Genomic DNA, 17,183 nt, shown 5'->3' with positions numbered 1-17,183 from the left:
TATTCAGCGCATTATATGTTTTAAGAGTTTGGTTTTGTTGCTCTAAATTCTATCTTGCTCGGTAAAACTCTTGGATTCATTTTTAAAATATCCAATACGAGATTTCCCATATCTTCCGGCTGAATCTTCCAAGCATCTTTTTCGGAAGGAATGTTTCCGTTGAAATTTGTCGCTACAGAACCAGGCATGATTACGGTAGATTTGATATTATATTTTCTCAGATCGATCATCGCCGCCTGAGTAAAGCCTACGACACCGAATTTTGAGGCGTTGTAGCCCGTTCCGTTTTCGAAGAAATTTGCTCCGGCTAAACTCGAGACTGTAATATAATAACCTTCGGTTTTCTTTAATTCTTCTACTGAAGCTTTTAAAGTATAAAAAACTCCGGTAAGATTGGTTTCAATCATATCATTCCATTCTTCTGGTGAAAGCTCGTCAACAGGTTTAAAAATCCCCAAACCTGCATTTGCAATGACAAAATCTAATTTTCCAAATTTTTCGGTGGTTTTTTTAACAGCATCAGATTCGTTTTCAAGATTTTTAACATCAGAAACAATTCCTAAAACATTTGGAGAATATTGTTTCAATTCATTTTCAGCTTTTTCAACATCCTCTTTTTTCCTTCCCGAAAAAGCCACTGAAATACCATTTTCAAGCAAAATTTTTGCAATTCCGTATCCTATACCTTTTGTTCCTCCTGTGATATACGCAACTTTATTTTCTACCATTGATTTAATATTTAAAACTCTAAAATAACAAAAACGCCCCAATTTGGAGCGTTTTATTATACTAAGATTTATCAGTAAATTATTTTTTTATGAATTTCTCTGTAGAAATACCGTCTTTTGTTTCAATATTAATAAGATAAGTTCCTGCAGAAAGACCTCTTACATCAACTTTGTCACCTTCTAATTTTACATTTACTTTTCTACCAGTAAGATCTACTATAGAAACTGCATTGATTTTTGAATCTGCTTTGATGTTTAATACATCTGTAGTTGGATTAGGGTAAATTGAAATAGCATTTCTTTTATTTGCCTGAACAGTGTTTACATCGCTTATTGACAACGTAGAACTGCTTCCAAATTGTGCAAGAATATTATCAAATCCTACAGTGTTACTTACTGTATTTCCTGTTGCAGTAAGATTTTGAAGATAAATATCTTTTGCAACCATTCCTGTAATCTGATCAGGATCTGTACTGATAGATCCTCCGCCTCCTGGCCATGACCAAGACATTGCTCCGGTAGTTTTATTATATGTAAAGCTCACCGTTACCCAAGAATTTACCGGTAAAACAGGTGCTGTTGCATCTGCAAAAGCTAAGTAAAGAGTTGGTACACTGGTAGCATTATAAAAAGTTCCCAATCCGTTTAATTTTCTTGTAGCTACATTAAATGTAAAACCTCCAATAGTAGTACTAGTTGTAGCACTTCCTATTGTACCTACTACTGCAAATCTATATTCACCAGCCCCAGTAGATGAACCTGTATATATATCCGCTGTAGCTTGTATAATATTATTAGAAGCAGTAGCCGTAACTGTTGTTAATCTTGCTGCAATTCTATTATTAGGATTAGAAGTAGCCACGTATCCGTTTCCACTTGTAATGTTTAGTGACTGTCCATGTGCCGCATCAATAGTAGCTATTTGGTAATTTGCATTTGTCCCATTTAGAGTCAACCAAGAATTCTGACCTGCTGTTGCTCCTGTGGTATCAGTTCCTAAATTACCAGCAGTTAATGTATTAAAGTTTTCATTTACAAGTACTTGAACTTGTCCAAAAATCGTCATTGTTGCCGAAGCCAACAATAAAGAAGATAGAATTTTTTTCATAAAACTTAATTTAATATTTTAGCGTAAATATAATAAAAGATTAAATACAAAAACTAAAAAAAATGTTAAAAACAAAAATAATCCTCAAGAAAAACTTCTCGAGGATTATTATTTGGTAAATAATTCACTTTTGTTACTTTGAATAATTTTCAAAAAACAACGGAATGCTTTCAATTCCTTTATAAAAATTAAACAAGCCGTAGTGCTCATTTGGAGAGTGAATGGCATCAGAATCTAATCCGAAGCCCATCAATACGGATTTTGCTCCCAAAACCTGCTCAAACATTGAGGTTATCGGAATACTTCCACCACCTCTGTAAGGGAAAACTTCTTTTCCAAAAGCAGTCTGCATTGCATTTTTAGCAGCTAAATATTCTTTCGTATCTGTAGGTAAAACATAAGGCATTCCACCATGATGAGGAGTAACTTTTACTCTTACATTTGCCGGGGCAATTTTTTCGAAATATTTGGTGAACTTTTCTGTAATTTCTTCCGGAGTCTGATAAGGAACCAAACGCATTGAGATTTTAGCAAAAGCCTTAGATGGAATAACGGTTTTTGCACCTTCTCCTGTATAACCGCCCCAAATTCCGTTGCAGTCTAAGGTAGGGCGGATGGAAGTTCTTTCTAAAGTGGTGTACCCTTTTTCTCCCTCCACATCGTTTAAGCCAATGGATTTCTTGAATTCAGCAGGATTATCTTTCAGCTTGTTCATTTCAGCTCTTTCTTCGTCAGAAACAGTTTCTACGTTGTCATAAAAACCATCAATCGTAATACGCCCGTCATCATCGATCAATTTTGCAATCATTCTTGATAAAACATGAATCGGGTTTGGAACCGCTCCGCCATAAAGACCTGAATGCAAATCCCTGTTCGGCCCTTCAACTTCTACTTCCACATAGCTCAAACCTCTTAAACCTGTTGTAACAGTAGGTTGTTCGTTACTGTAAATATGCGTATCAGAAATTAAGATACAGTCGCAGGAAAGTTTATCTTTGTTTTCGTTTACCCAGCTTCCTAAACTTACAGAACCTACTTCTTCCTCTCCTTCCAAAATAAATTTCACATTACAAGGCAGAGTATTTGTTTTCATCATTGCTTCGAAAGCTTTAATCTGCATAAAAAACTGTCCTTTATCATCTGCAGAACCTCTTGCGAAGATGGCTCCATCAGGATGAAGTTCGGTTTTTTCGATGTAAGGTTCAAAAGGTGGTTTTTTCCATAATTCTAAAGGATCTGCAGGTTGTACATCATAATGACCATAGACCAAAACGGTAGGAAGTTTTTCGTCGATTAGTTTTTCACCAAAAACGATAGGATATCCTTTGGTAGCACAAACTTCTACATTGTCTGCTCCTGCGTTTTTAAGGTGTTCTGCACAAACTTCAGCACATTTTAAAACGTCGTTGCTGTAAGCCGGATCGGCAGAAATAGAAGGAATTCTAAGTAACTCAAACAATTCATCAACAAAACGCTGTTTGTTTTCGTTGATGTAATTTAATGTTTCTTGCATTGTAAATTAAATTTTGTTAAAATTAAAAAATTTGTCGGGTCACCACAAACAAAAAGGTTTATAATTTATTTTGAATGATTATATCTTTTAAAAACAAAAAATCCTGCAAAATTGCAGGATTTATATTTCTTTATTCCAGAAAAATTAGTGCTGTTCAGCAGAAGGTTTTTCCAAACCTGTAGTTTTAACGTCAGCAGATTTTTCAGTCGCTGTGCTGTCTGATTTAGGAGCAACCGCTGCCGGCTCGTAAGCTCCATGACCAGCTTCTCCATGTCCTTTCGAAAGATCTTCCTCATGACCGCTTGTTTGCTCATCATCCGAATATCTTTCTGTGCCTTCTTCAAGCTTGATAATATTTTTATTTCCTCCAGCCTGAATTTTCTTACAGCTTACCGCTACCGTTGCAAGAGCTAAACATAGAACTAATTTTTTCATATGCAGATTTTATTTTTTTAAGATCAGTAGGAATTATTCAATTCCTGAATTTTTAATTGCCCAAAAGTAAGAAATATTGCATTTTTCAGCAACATTTTTATACTGATTTTAATATTATTTTGCCTTTTTTGGATTGTGTAAAAATAAGATAGCGTTCTCCGCCGTCTTTCAACTTATATTTTTTTTTAATTTCTTCAGGTTTTAAAGGATAATTTTTCGAAATCAAATTAAACTGTTCATTCTTTTTAATATGCTTCGAATCAATCACTTCCATTTCGAAAATCCTTCCTGGAAAATCATCAATTTTTATTTCAGAAGTATACAGATGGGTGTTCGGATGAAGTTTTTTAAGGTTAAAATATTCAGAAATCAGATTAAAAATCCCTGCTTTCAGAATGGTATTGTTTGGAATATAAATGAATTTCTCCGGCTCAGAATATTCAGCAAATGCATTCATCTCATCATTAATTTTAAAACTGAATGTCTTTTCATCAGTTTCGAGATTCACACAAGTACATATCATTTCTCCTGAATACCTTTTGGAAAGAAAAACTACAATCTCCTTCACATCGTTTTTAACTGCAATGATTTCAATCTTTGAAATATTTTTTAAAACAGAAATCAGATATTTTAAATCAATTAAAGGAGAAAGCTTGATAATAACTTTATCTGAAATAGAAAGCAGTTTGTCCTGAATTTCCAAAATGTTTGGTGAAAGATCTTCCAAAAGGAAAACTTTGTTTTTATTCTGATCTCTTCTTGCCGGATCAAGGTAAATAACATCAAAAGTTTCTTTATTATGCTGAAGAAAATCTTCCAGTTTCTGATTGATGAACCTTGCTTTTTTACCTAAAACATTCCAGTTATGTTCAACAATTTCTAAAAGTTCATTATTCTGCTCAACCAAAGTAATTTCTTCAAAATTTTCAGATAAATAATAGGCATCGATCCCAAAACCGCTCGTTAAGTCGATGAATTTCTTGCCTCCTAAAATTTTTGATTTGTAGACTGCGGTTTTGTCAGAAGAAGATTGTTCCAGATTGAGTTGAGGTGGAAAAACAATTCCATCCAGCAAAAGAAAAGGAAATTTCTTTTGGGCAACCTGTTTTCCTTTGATCTGCTGAACGATTTCCTGTATCGAAACTTCAGGAAACGGAGATTTTTTTAATAACAAAGAATGCAAATCTGAATGTAGATTTGCATTGAAGTATTTTTGAATATCCTCTTGTAATATAAATTTATTCATACATTTCCGCCCAACGAACCGCATTTATTTCATTTGGGTTATATAATTCCTCAATCGATTTTTTGACTTCTAATTTTGGATATAAATTCACACCAATAAGTTTGATTTTTCCTTCCTGAACCCATTTTTGCTCTTCTATAGCCTGATCATAAATTTTTTTCTGGATAATTCCCTGTTTTAATAGTTCAAGATACCCACCGTTTTCTTCGATTTCAACAAATAATCGCCAAGACTTATCTGCAATCTTATTGGTAATGTCCTCAATATAATAACTGCCATTTGAAGCATCTTCAAAAACATTGATGATACTTTCATAAGCCAAAACAATTTGTTGCTTAAAAGAAATTTCTTCAGAATTGTCAGTACTTTTTTCAACCAGATAATTGTTGCTGTACACTGCATCTGCACCACCGATCATTGCCGAAGCCAATTCTAAAGTAGAGCGAATCAGATTGTTCTCGTTATCATAAATTGCTTTATTCCTTAATGAAGTTTCCGCAAAAACATAAGGGATTTCGTTTAAATCATATTCTTTTGAAAGCTGATTAAAGACCAGTTTAAAAGCACGAATTTTTGCCATTTCGAAGAAATAATTCCCTCCAACAGCAATTCTGAAAATTAATTTACTAATGATTTCAGCTCCGTAAACTTCAATTAATTCTTTAGTTTTTGCTAAAGCAACTCCTAGTTGTTGATAGATTGCCGCTCCTGCATTTTGATGAAGCGAAATATCTACACAAATATTTCTTTTGAAATCTTTTGCCAAAAGTTCCTTCACCAGCTGATCATTAATTTCAGCATTTTTTTCATCAAAAACATCAATCAGCGAAAAATATTGATCTTCATCCTGCGGGCTGATATGTTCTGCTAAATCTTTGTTGTTTATAAAAACCGTTTTTCCTACCAGGTTTTCAACATTTTTATTCAATAAAAATGCAAAAACATCGTCTTCCAGACTTTCATGGTAATTGGCAACTAAATGTGTACTTTCTTCAACTTTCGGAAGGTTCGACATTGGTTTTTCAACAGAATCATAAAAAGGTTTTACATCAATTCCTTCTAAATTTTCTTTTTTCAGAATAGTGTAAATATCCTCTGTTTTAAGCTGTTTTTTAACAAGATTTTCCCAGTTTGAGAAGGTTTCGGTATTTGACATTGAATATGTATATTTGTGATTGTCAATCGTCAGTTTTGTTTCACAAGTGAATTTTGAATTGACAAAAATTTGACAATTATATTTACATTTAAATTAAAAATTGACAGCGAAGCTAATTGACTATTCACAATTCACTTTAAAAAATTATTTTTTGGCAATATTTGCACTGTCTACAACGAGAATGAAAATTTCTTCGTTGGGCTTTTTCATAAAGTAATTTTCTCTGGCGTATTTTTCTTTTTCGGATTTATTATTCATCAGCTTCTTGTAGAATTTATCATTCTTTTCGTATTCTGATTTATAATAATCGAGCTGCTCTTCATATTTATTGATCTCGCCATTCAACTCATGAATTACCAAAAAAGAAGTTTTATCAAAGAAAATCATCCACACAAAAAAAAGAAAAATCGTAATCACATACTTATTCAGAATATACTGCTGAATAAATTTAAACGTCTCCGATTTTGGTTTGATGTCTTTTATAAGCTCTTTTTCTGCCATTTTTAGTGTTTTCTTAATGAATTTTTTATCACCGTAGTTAAAAAATCAATCGCGACAGAATTCTGTCTCATATTCGGAATAATTAAATCGGCTTCGTTTTTTGAAGGCTCGATGAATTCCTGATGCATGGGCTTCAGAGTCGTCTGATAACGGTGCAAAACCTCGTTCAGATCACGTCCTCTTTCCTGTGTATCTCTTTTAATCCTCCTGATCAGTCTTTCGTCTGAATCAGCATGAACAAATACCTTTAAGTCGAATTCTTTTAATAATTCTTTATTGGTCAAAACCAGGATTCCTTCCACTACCAAAACATTTTTGGGTTCTACTGTGACATGATCTCCGGTTCTTCCGTGCGTTACAAAGCTATAAATAGGCTGTTCAATCGGCTGGTTATTTTTTAAAGCCCGTACGTGTTCAATAAGCAAATCAAAATCAATCGACTTTGGATGATCATAATTTAAAGCTTCTCTTTCTGTAAGGGTAAGATTATGGTTATCATGGTAATAATTATCCTGAGAAAGCATATTCATTCCATCAATATCAAGCTGTTGGATGATCTTATCAACAACGGTAGTTTTGCCCGAACCAGTTCCTCCGGCAATTCCTATTACAAGCATTCTGTTTATTTCTTTAGAGTTTTTACAAAGATAGTATTTTATTTAAAAGTTGGATGCGGGAAGTTGGGTGATGGATGCCTGATTTTGGAAAAAAGTAAAGATCTAAGTTTAAACATTGAATTGAAAATTAGCAAAAAAAACTCCGACAATTGCCGGAGTCTGTTTTTATACGATTTCGCTTGTTAGGCTTCGTGAAATTAATTTTTCATGCATAGGCTTCAACAATTCCATAGACCCTGTTTTTACCGTGCATTTGCCTTTATAGTGTACAAGCATTGTACATTGTTCTGCCTGAATGAAATCATGTTTACAGATTTCAATTAACGCTTCGATCACTTCGTCAAAAGTATGAATATCGTCGTTATGCAGAATTAATTTATAAACTTCATCTGTTTCATCCAAAACCAAGACTTCTTCTTCATACTGTCTTTTTGGATTTTCATAATCTTTTATGCTGTTATAAAAAAACATTTACTTATTGTTTAAACGTCTAATTTATCTAAAATATCGTCGACTAAATTGCTGGGGCCATTATATTTTAATTCAACCATCTCGACGCTCTTATTATTCATTTTTAAGATCTTAAAATGATAATTTTCCAAATCAAATTCCTGGTTTTCTTCAGGAATATCTTCCAAGGCATGCAAAATAAATCCCGCTAAAGTATTATACTCACTTTCTTCTGATAATGGTAATTTTTTGGGCAAAGACTCGTTAATTTCATCCAAAGGCTGAGTAGCTTTTACCCAATAGGTGTTTTCACCGACTTGGTCAACTAACTTTTCTTCATCATCTTCTTCATCCTGAATTTCTCCTACCAATTCTTCTAAAATATCTTCAAGAGTAATAATTCCTTCAGTTCCTCCAAATTCATCAATAACGATCGCCAAATGCTGCTTTTTCTGCTGGAAAATCTTCAACAGATCTGAAATTTTCTTACTTCCTACCACAAAGAACGACTCACGCATCAGATTTCTTAAATCATCATGATTAAGTTCTCCTTTTCTTTTTACAAATTCCCTGATAATTTCTTTGGAATAGAAAACACCGATGACATTATCAATCGAATTTTCATAGACCGGGATTCTTGAATATCCGCTTTCCATGATCTTATCAATAATCGCATTCAGGTCATCAGAAAAATCGATAGAGGTTATATTCTGTCTCGGAACCATGATCTGCTTTGCCGAATGGTCGGTAAAATCAAATGCATTTTTGATGATTTCATAGTTTTCTTCTTCAATTTCTCCACTGTCTGCAGATTGTTTTACCAGAAGCTGTAGTTCCTCTGTAGAGTGAATTTCCTGTTCGGAAGCAGGATGTATCTTTATTAATCTTAAAAAACCATTTGACATTAAGTTCATCAACCAGATGAAAGGCTTGAACACTGTGTAAAAAACCCTCAATGGAACCGCAGTTGCCATAGTGGTTGATTCTGCTTTTCTAATGGCAATCGATTTTGGAATCAATTCCCCAAAGACAATATGCATTACGGTGATAATCAGAAAACTAAGAACAAGAGAAATTGTGGTAACTGTAGCTTCCGCAAGATTAATGTTTAATGAATGAAAAAGATTATCAATAACGTGATGCATGGCACTTTCACCTACCCAACCTAAAGCAAGAGAAGCCAAAGTGATCCCAAGCTGTGTTGCAGAAAGATATTCATCAAGATGTTTAATGATATGTTCAGCTTGCTTTGCCATAGAATCTCCTTCTGCAGCTTTTAACTGAATTTGTGAATAACGAACTTTAACAATTGAAAATTCTGCGGCTACGAAAAAGCCATTTAGTAATACAAGAAATAAGGCCAGCAAAAGCCTGACTATGTCCGAGTCCATTTAGAAAATTATAATTTATTATACAAATATATACAAAATAATAATAACAAAAAAAGCACCGATGATCTCGGTGCTTTATATTTTTTCAGTATTTTATTACGAATTTTTCAAAGCTTCTGCTCCTGAAACGATCTCTAAGATTTCGTTTGTAATAGCAGCCTGTCTTGCTTTGTTGTAGAAAATAACCAAGTCATTTTTCAAAGCCTGAGCGTTGTCGGTTGCTTTATGCATTGCCGTCATTCTCGCACCGTGCTCTGAAGCTACAGAATCTAAAACAGCTTTGAAAACCTGAGTTTTAATCGATTTCGGAATCAAATTATCTAAAATCTCGTTTCTGTTTGGTTCAAAGATATAATCTGTTTCTACTTCATTATCTTCAGTTTCAGCCATTGAAATAGGTAAAAGCTGCTCTGTAATTACTTCCTGAGTAGCTGCGTTGATGAATTTATTATAAATTAAATATACTTCATCAAATTGGCCATTCAAGAATTTTTTCATGACAGTTTCCGTAATGTTGGAAACCTTTTCGAAATTCAGATTATCAAAAACGGCACTTTCGTTTGAAAATACAGTACGATTTTTTCTTATTGCGTCGTAAACTTTTTTACCGATGGTAAGAACTTCAATTTCGTACTGAGAATTATTCTGAAACTGGTGGTTTAATTCTTTCACCACAGAAGAGTTGAAAGCACCAGCCAAACCTCTGTTTGAAGTTACAGCAATGAAAAGCACTCTCTTTACTTCTCTTTTTTGAGCATAAACAGAAACCTGATCAGGATCTGAGCTAGAATTTACATTCTGGATGATCTCCTGAAGTTTTTCAGAATAAGGTCTTAACATTACGATCGCATCCTGAGCTTTTTTAAGTTTCGCAGCGGAAACCATTTTCATCGCTCTTGTGATTTGCATCGTAGATGAAATTGAACTGATTCTTCCTCGTATTTCTTTTAAGTTTGCCATATTGGGTTAGTTGTTGGTTGTCGGTTGTTGGTTGTTAGTTTTTAGAAATTTCTATCAACTACCAACCAAAAACCATCAACTAATTTTTAGTTATATTTAGATGCTAAATCGTTAGCAGCCTGCTTAAGAACACTTGTGATATCGTTATCGATTTTCCCAGCTTTAATTGCAGCCATTGTTTCAGGGTGCTTAGATCTAAGGAAAGAGATATACTCAATCTGGAATTCTTTTACCTTGTTGATCGGAACATTTCTCAATAAGTTCTCTGTACCTGCATAGATCATAGCAACCTGGCTATCTACAGGAAGTGGAGAATTTACTGGCTGCTTCAACAATTCAACGTTTCTCTCTCCTTTAGAAATAACTGCTAAAGTAGAAGCATCAAGATCAGAACCGAATTTAGCAAACGCTTCCAATTCTTTATATTGAGCCTGGTCTAATTTAAGCGTACCAGAAACTTTTTTCATTGATTTGATCTGAGCATTACCTCCAACTCTCGATACAGAAATACCTACGTTGATTGCAGGACGAACCCCTGAGTTGAATAGATCAGACTCTAAGAAAATTTGTCCGTCTGTAATAGAGATTACGTTTGTTGGAATATATGCAGAAACGTCACCTGCCTGAGTTTCAATAATCGGAAGTGCCGTTAATGAACCGCCACCTTTTACCAAAGGTCTTAAAGATTCAGGTAAATCGTTCATCTGGCTTGCAATAGTATCATCAGCGATAATTTTTGCAGCTCTTTCCAATAATCTTGAGTGAAGATAGAAAACGTCTCCAGGATAAGCCTCACGACCCGGTGGTCTTCTCAATAGAAGAGAAAGCTCACGGTAAGCAACCGCTTGTTTAGATAAATCATCATAAACGATCAAAGCCGGTCTTCCTGAATCTCTGAAATATTCTCCGATAGATGCACCTGCCATTGCAGAATATACCTGCATCGGAACCGGATCTGAAGCGTTAGCTGCTACAATTACGGTATAAGCGAGCGCCCCTTTATCAGATAAAGTTTTTACAATCTGAGCTACTGTAGAAGCTTTTTGCCCGATTGCAACATATATACAATATACTGGCTGACCAGCATCATAAAATTCTTTTTGGTTGATGATCGTATCAATCGCAACAGTCGTTTTACCTGTCTGTCTGTCACCAATGATAAGCTCTCTCTGACCTCTTCCTACCGGAATCATAGAGTCAATTGCAACGATACCTGTTTGTAAAGGCTCAGTTACCGGTTGTCTGTAGATAACTCCGGGAGCTTTTCTTTCTAATGGCATTTCGTATAAATCCCCAGTGATAGGACCTTTACCATCGATAGGGTTACCAAGAGTATCTACTACTCTACCCAACATCCCTTCTCCTACTTTGATAGAAGAAATTCTGTTTGTTCTTTTTACGGTATCGCCTTCTTTTACAGACTTACTTTCACCTAAAAGAGCAACCCCCACGTTGTCTTCTTCAAGGTTTAGTACGATACCTTCTACATCACTTGAAAATTTCACCAACTCACCGTATTGTACGTGTTCTAACCCGTATACACGAGCGATACCATCACCGATGGTAAGAACTGTACCTACTTCTTCAACGTTTGATTGAGTATCGAAGTTGGCCAATTGCTGTTTTAAGATCGCAGATACTTCTGCCGGATTTATTTCTGCCATTGTATGGTTGTTTTTCTTTTTAAATAATTAATTATTTTCCTAAACTAATATTAAAACCGTTTCTTGGTCTTGACTCTTGAATAATAACTGTTTGATTATTATTTTTAATTCTTTTTGAAAAGTCATTGCCATATTTATCAACTAAAATATTTAGTTTATCTAAATTAAATGAAAAATCAGAATTAAAAATATTAGCTTTATAAATAACTTTCAAAATATCTTCAGGTAACTGCCTTATTTCAATTGTTTTATCTGTTCCAATAAATTTTACACGAAAATAATTTGGATTATTAGAATCATTATTGAAAATCATATTACTAGTTAAATCCTGAATAATATACTTTATGAATATTATTTCGTTCTTACTATTATCATAAATTGAATAATCTGAAACATTATCTTTCTCAGCAAATAACCATTCTTTGTTATCAACAAAGACAATGTTCTTCTTAATTTTAATTTTTTGCCCAAAAGCAAAGCAAGAAACGATAAGCAAAGCTCCTAATAATATTTTTTTCATCGTTATTTGTGTTTTAATTTAACTGAAAGTCTTTTTTAATCTTATTCAATTTTGATTTTACCGAGGCATCAACCTGCTGGTCTCCTACTCTTAAAATATAACCTCCTAAAATAGCAGGATTTACATTGAGTTCAAGATCAAATTGTGCGTTTTGGTTGACAAGATCTGTAGATCTTAAGATTTGCTGAATGTTTTCATTAGAAATCTGGGTTGCCGTCGTCAAAGTAATTCTCTGAACTCCTTTGATGTCTTCAACTTTATTGATGAATTGCTGAGCAATATTTTTAAGCTGATTTTCTCTTCCGTGTTTGATAATCAGCTTAATTAAATTCTGAGAAACCGGTGAGAAACTTTTAAAAATTTCGCCGGCAACTTCAGTTTTCTTTTTTGCATCAATGTAAGGTGTCAGAAAAAACTTGTTCAAATCTGCAGATTCAGACATGATCTTTACAACATCTTTCATTTCTGAAAAAACAGCATCAGTTTGTCCGGATTCGTTTGTGAAATCCAGCAGACCTTGTGCGTATCTTTTAGCTACTTTAGATGTAAGCATTCTTAGTTAAGATTTGATTTGTTTAAATAATTCTGAACCAACTCATTCTGAGCTTCAGTGTTGTCCAACTTTTGTTTCAGGATAGATTCTGCAATGTTTACAGATAAAGTACCAATTTGAGATTTAATGTCTGCCATTGCAGCATTTTTCTCAGCATTGATTGTCTGTCTTGCAGCTTCGATTAATTTATCTCCTTCAGACTTAGCAGCTTCTTTAGCTTCAGCTACAATTCTGTCTTTAATTTCTCTGGCTTCTTTCAAGATCGCATCTCTTTCGATTTTAGCTTCACGCATAATTCTTTCGTTATCCGATTTAAGAGTTTCCATCTCTTTTTTAGCCAATTTAGCCTGATTAAGAGCATCCTGAATATTATCTTCTCTTGTTTTTACTGCACTAAGGATTGGTTTCCAAGCGAAAGATCTAAGAAGAACTACTAATAATAAAAATACTACAGCTGTCCAGAATATGTTACCAATTGAAGGAGTTAATAATTCCATTTTATATCAATTATTTTTTAATTTGTTTTAACTTTTTTAAAAGAATTCTACAAACCAACCGTTTGTAGAATTCTGTTTGTTTACTATCCGTTTCCTAGTAACGCTACTACGATACCGAATAGACCAGCACCCTCAATAAGAGCTGCTGCGATAATCATTGCAGTTTGGATTTTTCCTGATTGCTCTGGCTGTCTTGCAATACCTTCCATTGCGCTTCCACCAATTTTACCAATACCTAATCCTACACCTAGAACTGCTAAACCAGCTCCGATTGCTGCGATACTACCTGTCATAATATTATAATTTAAAAAGTTGTTTTATAATTTAATTCTAATTAATGATCGTGGTGTGGCTCTTCTACAGCCGACCCGATAAATAATGCGGTCAACATGGTAAAGATATAAGCCTGTAAAGCCGCTACCAATACTTCCAATACATAAATGAATAATGATAAACCTAATGACACCGGAGTAATTGCATAAGTCTGCATAATGAAGATTAATGCGATCAAACTCATGATAATGATATGTCCTGCAGTCATGTTAGCAAAAAGACGGATCATCAATGCAAAAGGTTTAGTAATAATTCCTAATAATTCTACCGGTACTAATATAATATATACCAAGATTTTTCCAGCGAATGGCATGTTGCTTCCCAATGGATCAAACATGTGCATCCAATATGTTTTTCTACCGCTTAAGTTTACGATTAATAAAGTAAATACTGCAAGAACCATTGTAAATGCAATGTTACCTGTTGTATTTGCAGCTCCCGGAAGCAATCCTAAAATATTTAGAACCCAAATAAATAAGAATAATGTAACCAAATAAGGAACGTATTTTCTATATCTTACAGATCCGATGTTCTGTAAAGCAATATCGTCTCTTACAAAAACCACAATCGGCTCGATGAATTTTGCAATTCCTGAAGGAACCTGAGATTTTTTATAACTCGCTGCAGAAGCAAAACCAATGATTAATAAAATCACCGCTGCCAAAATCATCTGAGCAACTACTTTAGTGATAGAAAAATCTAATGGCTGAGCATTCGTTGGATGACCGTCATGCATTTCTAAATCACCAGCAGCATTTGTAGAATAAATTTTGTTATGGTGTACTTTGTAGAAGCTTCCGTCTACTTCAGCAACCTTCTCTTCTTCGTGTCCGAATTTTTCAGAACTGAAAACTTTTAAACCGTTATCCCAAAGAATTACAGGTAAAGAAATTCCTACAGAATTGTGACCCTCACCCCAAAGATGCCAATTGTGTGCATCCGAAATGTGGTGCATAATAAATGGAACCGGATTGTACTTTTCATCCTTTGCAGTTTCCGCAGTACCTTCGTGAGTTTCTGCAAAAGAAAAGCAGAAAACAAGAAGATAAAGGGCGATTAACAGTTTTTTAAAACTCATGACTAGACTTTATTTCTAAAATTTTTGCAAAAATATAAATTTTTATTCGATTTTTAGTAATTCTTCAATTTTATATTACATGATATTAGTCTTGTTTTTTGACTAACTTAAGTACGAAAATTACTTCCACCAACAGGTAAATCCAGTACAGTACGAAGTAAGGCACAATATTCAGTCTAAATTCTTTCTGAAACACAGCAATATAACCCATTGCGAAAAATTTAAAAACGACGAACCCAAGAAAAATAAATCCTATGATATTCTTTTTTTCGAGTGCAAAAACAATCAAAATCGTTAACAAACTAATCAGCGTAATAAAAAATATAAGAACATGGATTTTATAATTGAGCACCACAACATTATTTTCCGCCAGCTGCCACTGCAAAACAAACAGCACTGCAGAAATCAGCAGAAACAATCCCAATCCTTTTAAAACAACAATCATTTTTTCCATTGGCTGCAAAACTAACAAAATTTATCAATATGCTCATGTAATAAACAGAATTGTTATTTTAATGATTTGAGTCTATTCTTTTAACTAAAAAACATTTTAATACACTTAAATTTGAATTATATTTGAATAAAAAAACATAATGACGTGATGAAAATATTCTTACAAATACTTTTATTTCTAGTAAGCACTACGTTGCGCTCTCAACAAAACATTTCCAGTAAACAGATTAATGAGAATCTCGACATCGGAGAATTTACAGAATCTTCTGCTGATCAAAATTTATTAAAAGGAAACGTATTTTCTGTAAAGAGTTACACTTCAGATAAAAATCAGAAAAAATCAAAAAATGATAAAACATTTGAAGGCAAAACTGTGTATTTAAAAGATTTTACCATTTATCGAAAAGACAGAAAAAGAATTTTTCGGAAAGAAATTTCAGGAAGTGAATTTTCAGTATCAAAATATTACTACAACGAATCTTCCGGAAATTTAGTTTTAAAAGAAGATGAGTATGACAGAGAATATGGCAGATCAAAATATTCAAAGTGGTTCTTTTATGATGAAAACCAAATTATTTCTGAAAAAATCGGTTTAGAAAAAAGTGAAAATAAAACATCTTTCAATAATTATACAACTTATAAGACTAAAGATTCCTCAAACCAAAGAAAAATTACAATCACTACCATTGATTCAGACAGTGTTTCGAGTCCTGATAATGTGTATATTTTTAATCAAAAAATTTTAATTAAAATAATGCCGCTTTATCAGTCTAAAATTCGAAAATTATCTCTAAAAAATGGTAGTTACCAAGTCGATGAGATTGAAAACTATGTTATCGAAGGCAGAAAAGTTTATTTTAAATACGATAAAAATGGTCATCAAATCTCAGAAACATGGTATAATCAGGAAGGTTTGGAAAATAAAAATGAATTCAGCTACAATGATGATTACACCGAAAGTGTAGAATCTCAATATCATCTCAAAGGAACAGAAATATCATCAAAAACGAAGAGAAAATACGACCAATACGGTAATCTGCTTTTTGAACAAACTACTTATTATGAAGGTTCAATAGGCAGTATCGAAGAATCTGAATATCAATATGACAAAGAAGGAAACTGGATCGTTAAAAAAAGATTTTATAGTGCAGCAGATCATGGCATTATTGGAAAGAAAAAACTTACTTCAGTCGAAATTCGGGACATAGAATATTACACGGAAGACAAGCAACAACCCAACAATGAACTTCCTCGAGTTCCCGAAATTATTAATCAGATAAGAACAAATATTCCAAAGATTGCCAAAAAGAATGACAGTTATTTAAAAGATAAAAAGAGAGCAATTGAAAGCGAATCTTATTTAGCAGAAATTACGTTAAAAGAATCTGAAAACATTAAAGATTTCACTCCTGAATATTGGGAATTGAAACAAATCGCTTACGGAAATCTTGATGAGGACGACACCGAAGAAGCTGCTGCAGTTTACGAAATGCCGAACATCAACCGTGAAGATGCCGAACAAGTACTCGCTATTTATAAAAAAGAAAACGGGAAGTGGAAAATCACTCATCAAACTTCTGCACCATTACTTTCTTCTCAAAGCGGCGGAATGATGGGAAATCCTTTCCACGGTATTTCTATTTCAAAGAAATGCATCGTTATCAATCATTTTGGAGGAAGCAGAGATAAATGGGAATACACGCATCGTTATCGTTTTCAGAACAGCGATTGGTATCTTATCGGTGCATCGGCCAGCTTTGGTGCACCATGTGATTATTGGGTAAAATTCGACTACAACATCAGTACGGGTGATGCTACTTACAAAAAAACTGTTGAAAATTGCGAAAACGGAGAAAAGAAAATCATTCAATCACAAAAATCGAATAAAAAAATTTCAACTCCAAAAATGGACTCTGTAACTCCCGGTGATTCTACTTTTAAATTCCCGAACATTAAAGATGAGATTTATTATTAAAACAG

19 protein-coding genes are annotated in these 17,183 nt (G+C 33.6%); 1 reads left to right on the top strand and 18 read right to left on the bottom strand.

All coding sequences use genetic code 11. The annotated features are described in order from the left end of the window. Window positions 1–20: 20 nt before the first annotated feature. The 18 genes from ACR1PN_RS15155 to ACR1PN_RS15070 all read right to left on the bottom strand — a co-directional run bounded on the left by ACR1PN_RS15155 (window position 21) and on the right by ACR1PN_RS15070 (window position 15,195). Window positions 21–728, bottom strand: a complete 708-nt coding sequence (locus ACR1PN_RS15155) for an SDR family oxidoreductase (protein WP_433980722.1) — start codon at window positions 726–728, stop codon at window positions 21–23. 79 nt (window positions 729–807) lie between these two features. After that, a complete protein-coding gene (locus ACR1PN_RS15150) occupies window positions 808–1,836 on the bottom strand; it encodes a T9SS type A sorting domain-containing protein (RefSeq protein ID WP_433980721.1) in 1,029 nt (342 codons plus the stop codon). A 133-nt stretch (window positions 1,837–1,969) separates the two neighbouring features. Next, complete coding sequence (locus ACR1PN_RS15145; RefSeq protein ID WP_433980720.1) at window positions 1,970–3,349, bottom strand: dipeptidase; 1,380 nt, start codon at window positions 3,347–3,349, stop codon at window positions 1,970–1,972. 144 nt (window positions 3,350–3,493) lie between these two features. Next, window positions 3,494–3,784: a hypothetical protein gene (locus ACR1PN_RS15140; RefSeq protein ID WP_433980719.1), complete on the bottom strand. Its 291-nt coding sequence runs from the start codon at window positions 3,782–3,784 to the stop codon at window positions 3,494–3,496. Between the two features lie 97 nt (window positions 3,785–3,881). Continuing rightward, window positions 3,882–5,030, bottom strand: a complete 1,149-nt coding sequence (locus tag ACR1PN_RS15135; protein WP_433980718.1) for a class I SAM-dependent methyltransferase — start codon at window positions 5,028–5,030, stop codon at window positions 3,882–3,884. Further along, window positions 5,023–6,186, bottom strand: a complete 1,164-nt coding sequence (locus tag ACR1PN_RS15130; RefSeq protein ID WP_433980717.1) for a methylmalonyl-CoA mutase family protein — start codon at window positions 6,184–6,186, stop codon at window positions 5,023–5,025. The genes ACR1PN_RS15135 and ACR1PN_RS15130 overlap by 8 nt, the downstream gene beginning before the upstream one ends. Before the next feature lie 144 nt (window positions 6,187–6,330). Further along, window positions 6,331–6,687 (bottom strand): FtsB family cell division protein, encoded by a 357-nt coding sequence (locus ACR1PN_RS15125; RefSeq protein ID WP_433980716.1) that lies wholly within the window; start codon window positions 6,685–6,687, stop codon window positions 6,331–6,333. Window positions 6,688–6,689: 2 nt separating this feature from the next. Continuing rightward, entirely contained in the window at window positions 6,690–7,304 is a 615-nt protein-coding gene (gene udk / locus ACR1PN_RS15120; protein WP_378178161.1) for a uridine kinase, read from the bottom strand. Window positions 7,305–7,469: 165 nt separating this feature from the next. Continuing rightward, the gene (locus ACR1PN_RS15115) at window positions 7,470–7,775 is read right to left on the bottom strand and encodes an ATP-dependent Clp protease adaptor ClpS (RefSeq protein ID WP_378178164.1); all 306 of its coding nucleotides are present in this window, start codon (window positions 7,773–7,775) and stop codon (window positions 7,470–7,472) included. Window positions 7,776–7,786: 11 nt separating this feature from the next. Beyond that, a complete protein-coding gene (locus tag ACR1PN_RS15110) occupies window positions 7,787–9,145 on the bottom strand; it encodes a hemolysin family protein (RefSeq protein WP_378178167.1) in 1,359 nt (452 codons plus the stop codon). Between the two features lie 96 nt (window positions 9,146–9,241). Then, window positions 9,242–10,105: an ATP synthase F1 subunit gamma gene (atpG, locus tag ACR1PN_RS15105; protein ID WP_378178170.1), complete on the bottom strand. Its 864-nt coding sequence runs from the start codon at window positions 10,103–10,105 to the stop codon at window positions 9,242–9,244. 86 nt (window positions 10,106–10,191) lie between these two features. Further along, window positions 10,192–11,769 (bottom strand): F0F1 ATP synthase subunit alpha, encoded by a 1,578-nt coding sequence (atpA, locus tag ACR1PN_RS15100; RefSeq protein WP_378178174.1) that lies wholly within the window; start codon window positions 11,767–11,769, stop codon window positions 10,192–10,194. Between the two features lie 31 nt (window positions 11,770–11,800). After that, the gene (locus ACR1PN_RS15095; protein ID WP_433980715.1) at window positions 11,801–12,289 is read right to left on the bottom strand and encodes a hypothetical protein; all 489 of its coding nucleotides are present in this window, start codon (window positions 12,287–12,289) and stop codon (window positions 11,801–11,803) included. A gap of 13 nt (window positions 12,290–12,302) precedes the next feature. Then, the gene (atpH, locus tag ACR1PN_RS15090; protein WP_433980714.1) at window positions 12,303–12,842 is read right to left on the bottom strand and encodes an ATP synthase F1 subunit delta; all 540 of its coding nucleotides are present in this window, start codon (window positions 12,840–12,842) and stop codon (window positions 12,303–12,305) included. Window positions 12,843–12,844: 2 nt separating this feature from the next. Beyond that, window positions 12,845–13,339 (bottom strand): F0F1 ATP synthase subunit B, encoded by a 495-nt coding sequence (locus ACR1PN_RS15085; protein WP_433980713.1) that lies wholly within the window; start codon window positions 13,337–13,339, stop codon window positions 12,845–12,847. Window positions 13,340–13,422: 83 nt separating this feature from the next. Continuing rightward, entirely contained in the window at window positions 13,423–13,632 is a 210-nt protein-coding gene (atpE, locus tag ACR1PN_RS15080) for an ATP synthase F0 subunit C (RefSeq protein ID WP_034675836.1), read from the bottom strand. 41 nt (window positions 13,633–13,673) lie between these two features. Beyond that, complete coding sequence (gene atpB / locus ACR1PN_RS15075; RefSeq protein WP_378178187.1) at window positions 13,674–14,750, bottom strand: F0F1 ATP synthase subunit A; 1,077 nt, start codon at window positions 14,748–14,750, stop codon at window positions 13,674–13,676. Window positions 14,751–14,835: 85 nt separating this feature from the next. Further along, window positions 14,836–15,195 carry a hypothetical protein gene (locus tag ACR1PN_RS15070; RefSeq protein ID WP_378178190.1) on the bottom strand — a complete coding sequence of 120 codons (360 nt, stop codon included), beginning with the start codon at window positions 15,193–15,195 and terminating at the stop codon, window positions 14,836–14,838. Between the two features lie 156 nt (window positions 15,196–15,351). Here ACR1PN_RS15070 and ACR1PN_RS15065 point away from each other — a divergent pair, with 156 nt between their 5' ends. Then, window positions 15,352–17,178, top strand: coding sequence for a hypothetical protein (locus ACR1PN_RS15065; protein ID WP_433980712.1), 1,827 nt, complete (start codon window positions 15,352–15,354; stop codon window positions 17,176–17,178). The last annotated feature ends 5 nt before the right edge of the window (window positions 17,179–17,183 follow it).

It is taken from the genome of Chryseobacterium sp. RLHN22, assembly GCF_051011795.1.
GTDB lineage: Bacteria > Bacteroidota > Bacteroidia > Flavobacteriales > Weeksellaceae > Chryseobacterium > Chryseobacterium zhengzhouense.
This window is presented reverse-complemented; position numbering and strand designations above follow the sequence as displayed.

Bases quoted from the DNA above. Each gene is read 5' to 3' on its own strand.
- ACR1PN_RS15110 (WP_378178167.1), bottom strand. From the start codon at position 9,145: ATGGACTCGGACATAGTCAGGCTTTTGCTGGCCTTATTTCTTGTATTA.
- ACR1PN_RS15125 (WP_433980716.1), bottom strand. From the start codon at position 6,687: ATGGCAGAAAAAGAGCTTATAAAAGACATCAAACCAAAATCGGAGACG.
- ACR1PN_RS15085 (WP_433980713.1), bottom strand. From the start codon at position 13,339: ATGGAATTATTAACTCCTTCAATTGGTAACATATTCTGGACAGCTGTA.
- atpH (WP_433980714.1), bottom strand. From the start codon at position 12,842: ATGCTTACATCTAAAGTAGCTAAAAGATACGCACAAGGTCTGCTGGAT.
- ACR1PN_RS15130 (WP_433980717.1), bottom strand. From the start codon at position 6,186: ATGTCAAATACCGAAACCTTCTCAAACTGGGAAAATCTTGTTAAAAAA.
- ACR1PN_RS15145 (WP_433980720.1), bottom strand. From the start codon at position 3,349: ATGCAAGAAACATTAAATTACATCAACGAAAACAAACAGCGTTTTGTT.
- ACR1PN_RS15095 (WP_433980715.1), bottom strand. From the start codon at position 12,289: ATGAAAAAAATATTATTAGGAGCTTTGCTTATCGTTTCTTGCTTTGCT.
- ACR1PN_RS15115 (WP_378178164.1), bottom strand. From the start codon at position 7,775: ATGTTTTTTTATAACAGCATAAAAGATTATGAAAATCCAAAAAGACAG.
- ACR1PN_RS15070 (WP_378178190.1), bottom strand. From the start codon at position 15,195: ATGATTGTTGTTTTAAAAGGATTGGGATTGTTTCTGCTGATTTCTGCA.
- atpE (WP_034675836.1), bottom strand. From the start codon at position 13,632: ATGACAGGTAGTATCGCAGCAATCGGAGCTGGTTTAGCAGTTCTAGGT.
- ACR1PN_RS15135 (WP_433980718.1), bottom strand. From the start codon at position 5,030: ATGAATAAATTTATATTACAAGAGGATATTCAAAAATACTTCAATGCA.
- udk (WP_378178161.1), bottom strand. From the start codon at position 7,304: ATGCTTGTAATAGGAATTGCCGGAGGAACTGGTTCGGGCAAAACTACC.
- atpA (WP_378178174.1), bottom strand. From the start codon at position 11,769: ATGGCAGAAATAAATCCGGCAGAAGTATCTGCGATCTTAAAACAGCAA.
- ACR1PN_RS15155 (WP_433980722.1), bottom strand. From the start codon at position 728: ATGGTAGAAAATAAAGTTGCGTATATCACAGGAGGAACAAAAGGTATA.
- atpG (WP_378178170.1), bottom strand. From the start codon at position 10,105: ATGGCAAACTTAAAAGAAATACGAGGAAGAATCAGTTCAATTTCATCT.
- ACR1PN_RS15140 (WP_433980719.1), bottom strand. From the start codon at position 3,784: ATGAAAAAATTAGTTCTATGTTTAGCTCTTGCAACGGTAGCGGTAAGC.
- ACR1PN_RS15150 (WP_433980721.1), bottom strand. From the start codon at position 1,836: ATGAAAAAAATTCTATCTTCTTTATTGTTGGCTTCGGCAACAATGACG.
- ACR1PN_RS15065 (WP_433980712.1), top strand. From the start codon at position 15,352: ATGAAAATATTCTTACAAATACTTTTATTTCTAGTAAGCACTACGTTG.
- atpB (WP_378178187.1), bottom strand. From the start codon at position 14,750: ATGAGTTTTAAAAAACTGTTAATCGCCCTTTATCTTCTTGTTTTCTGC.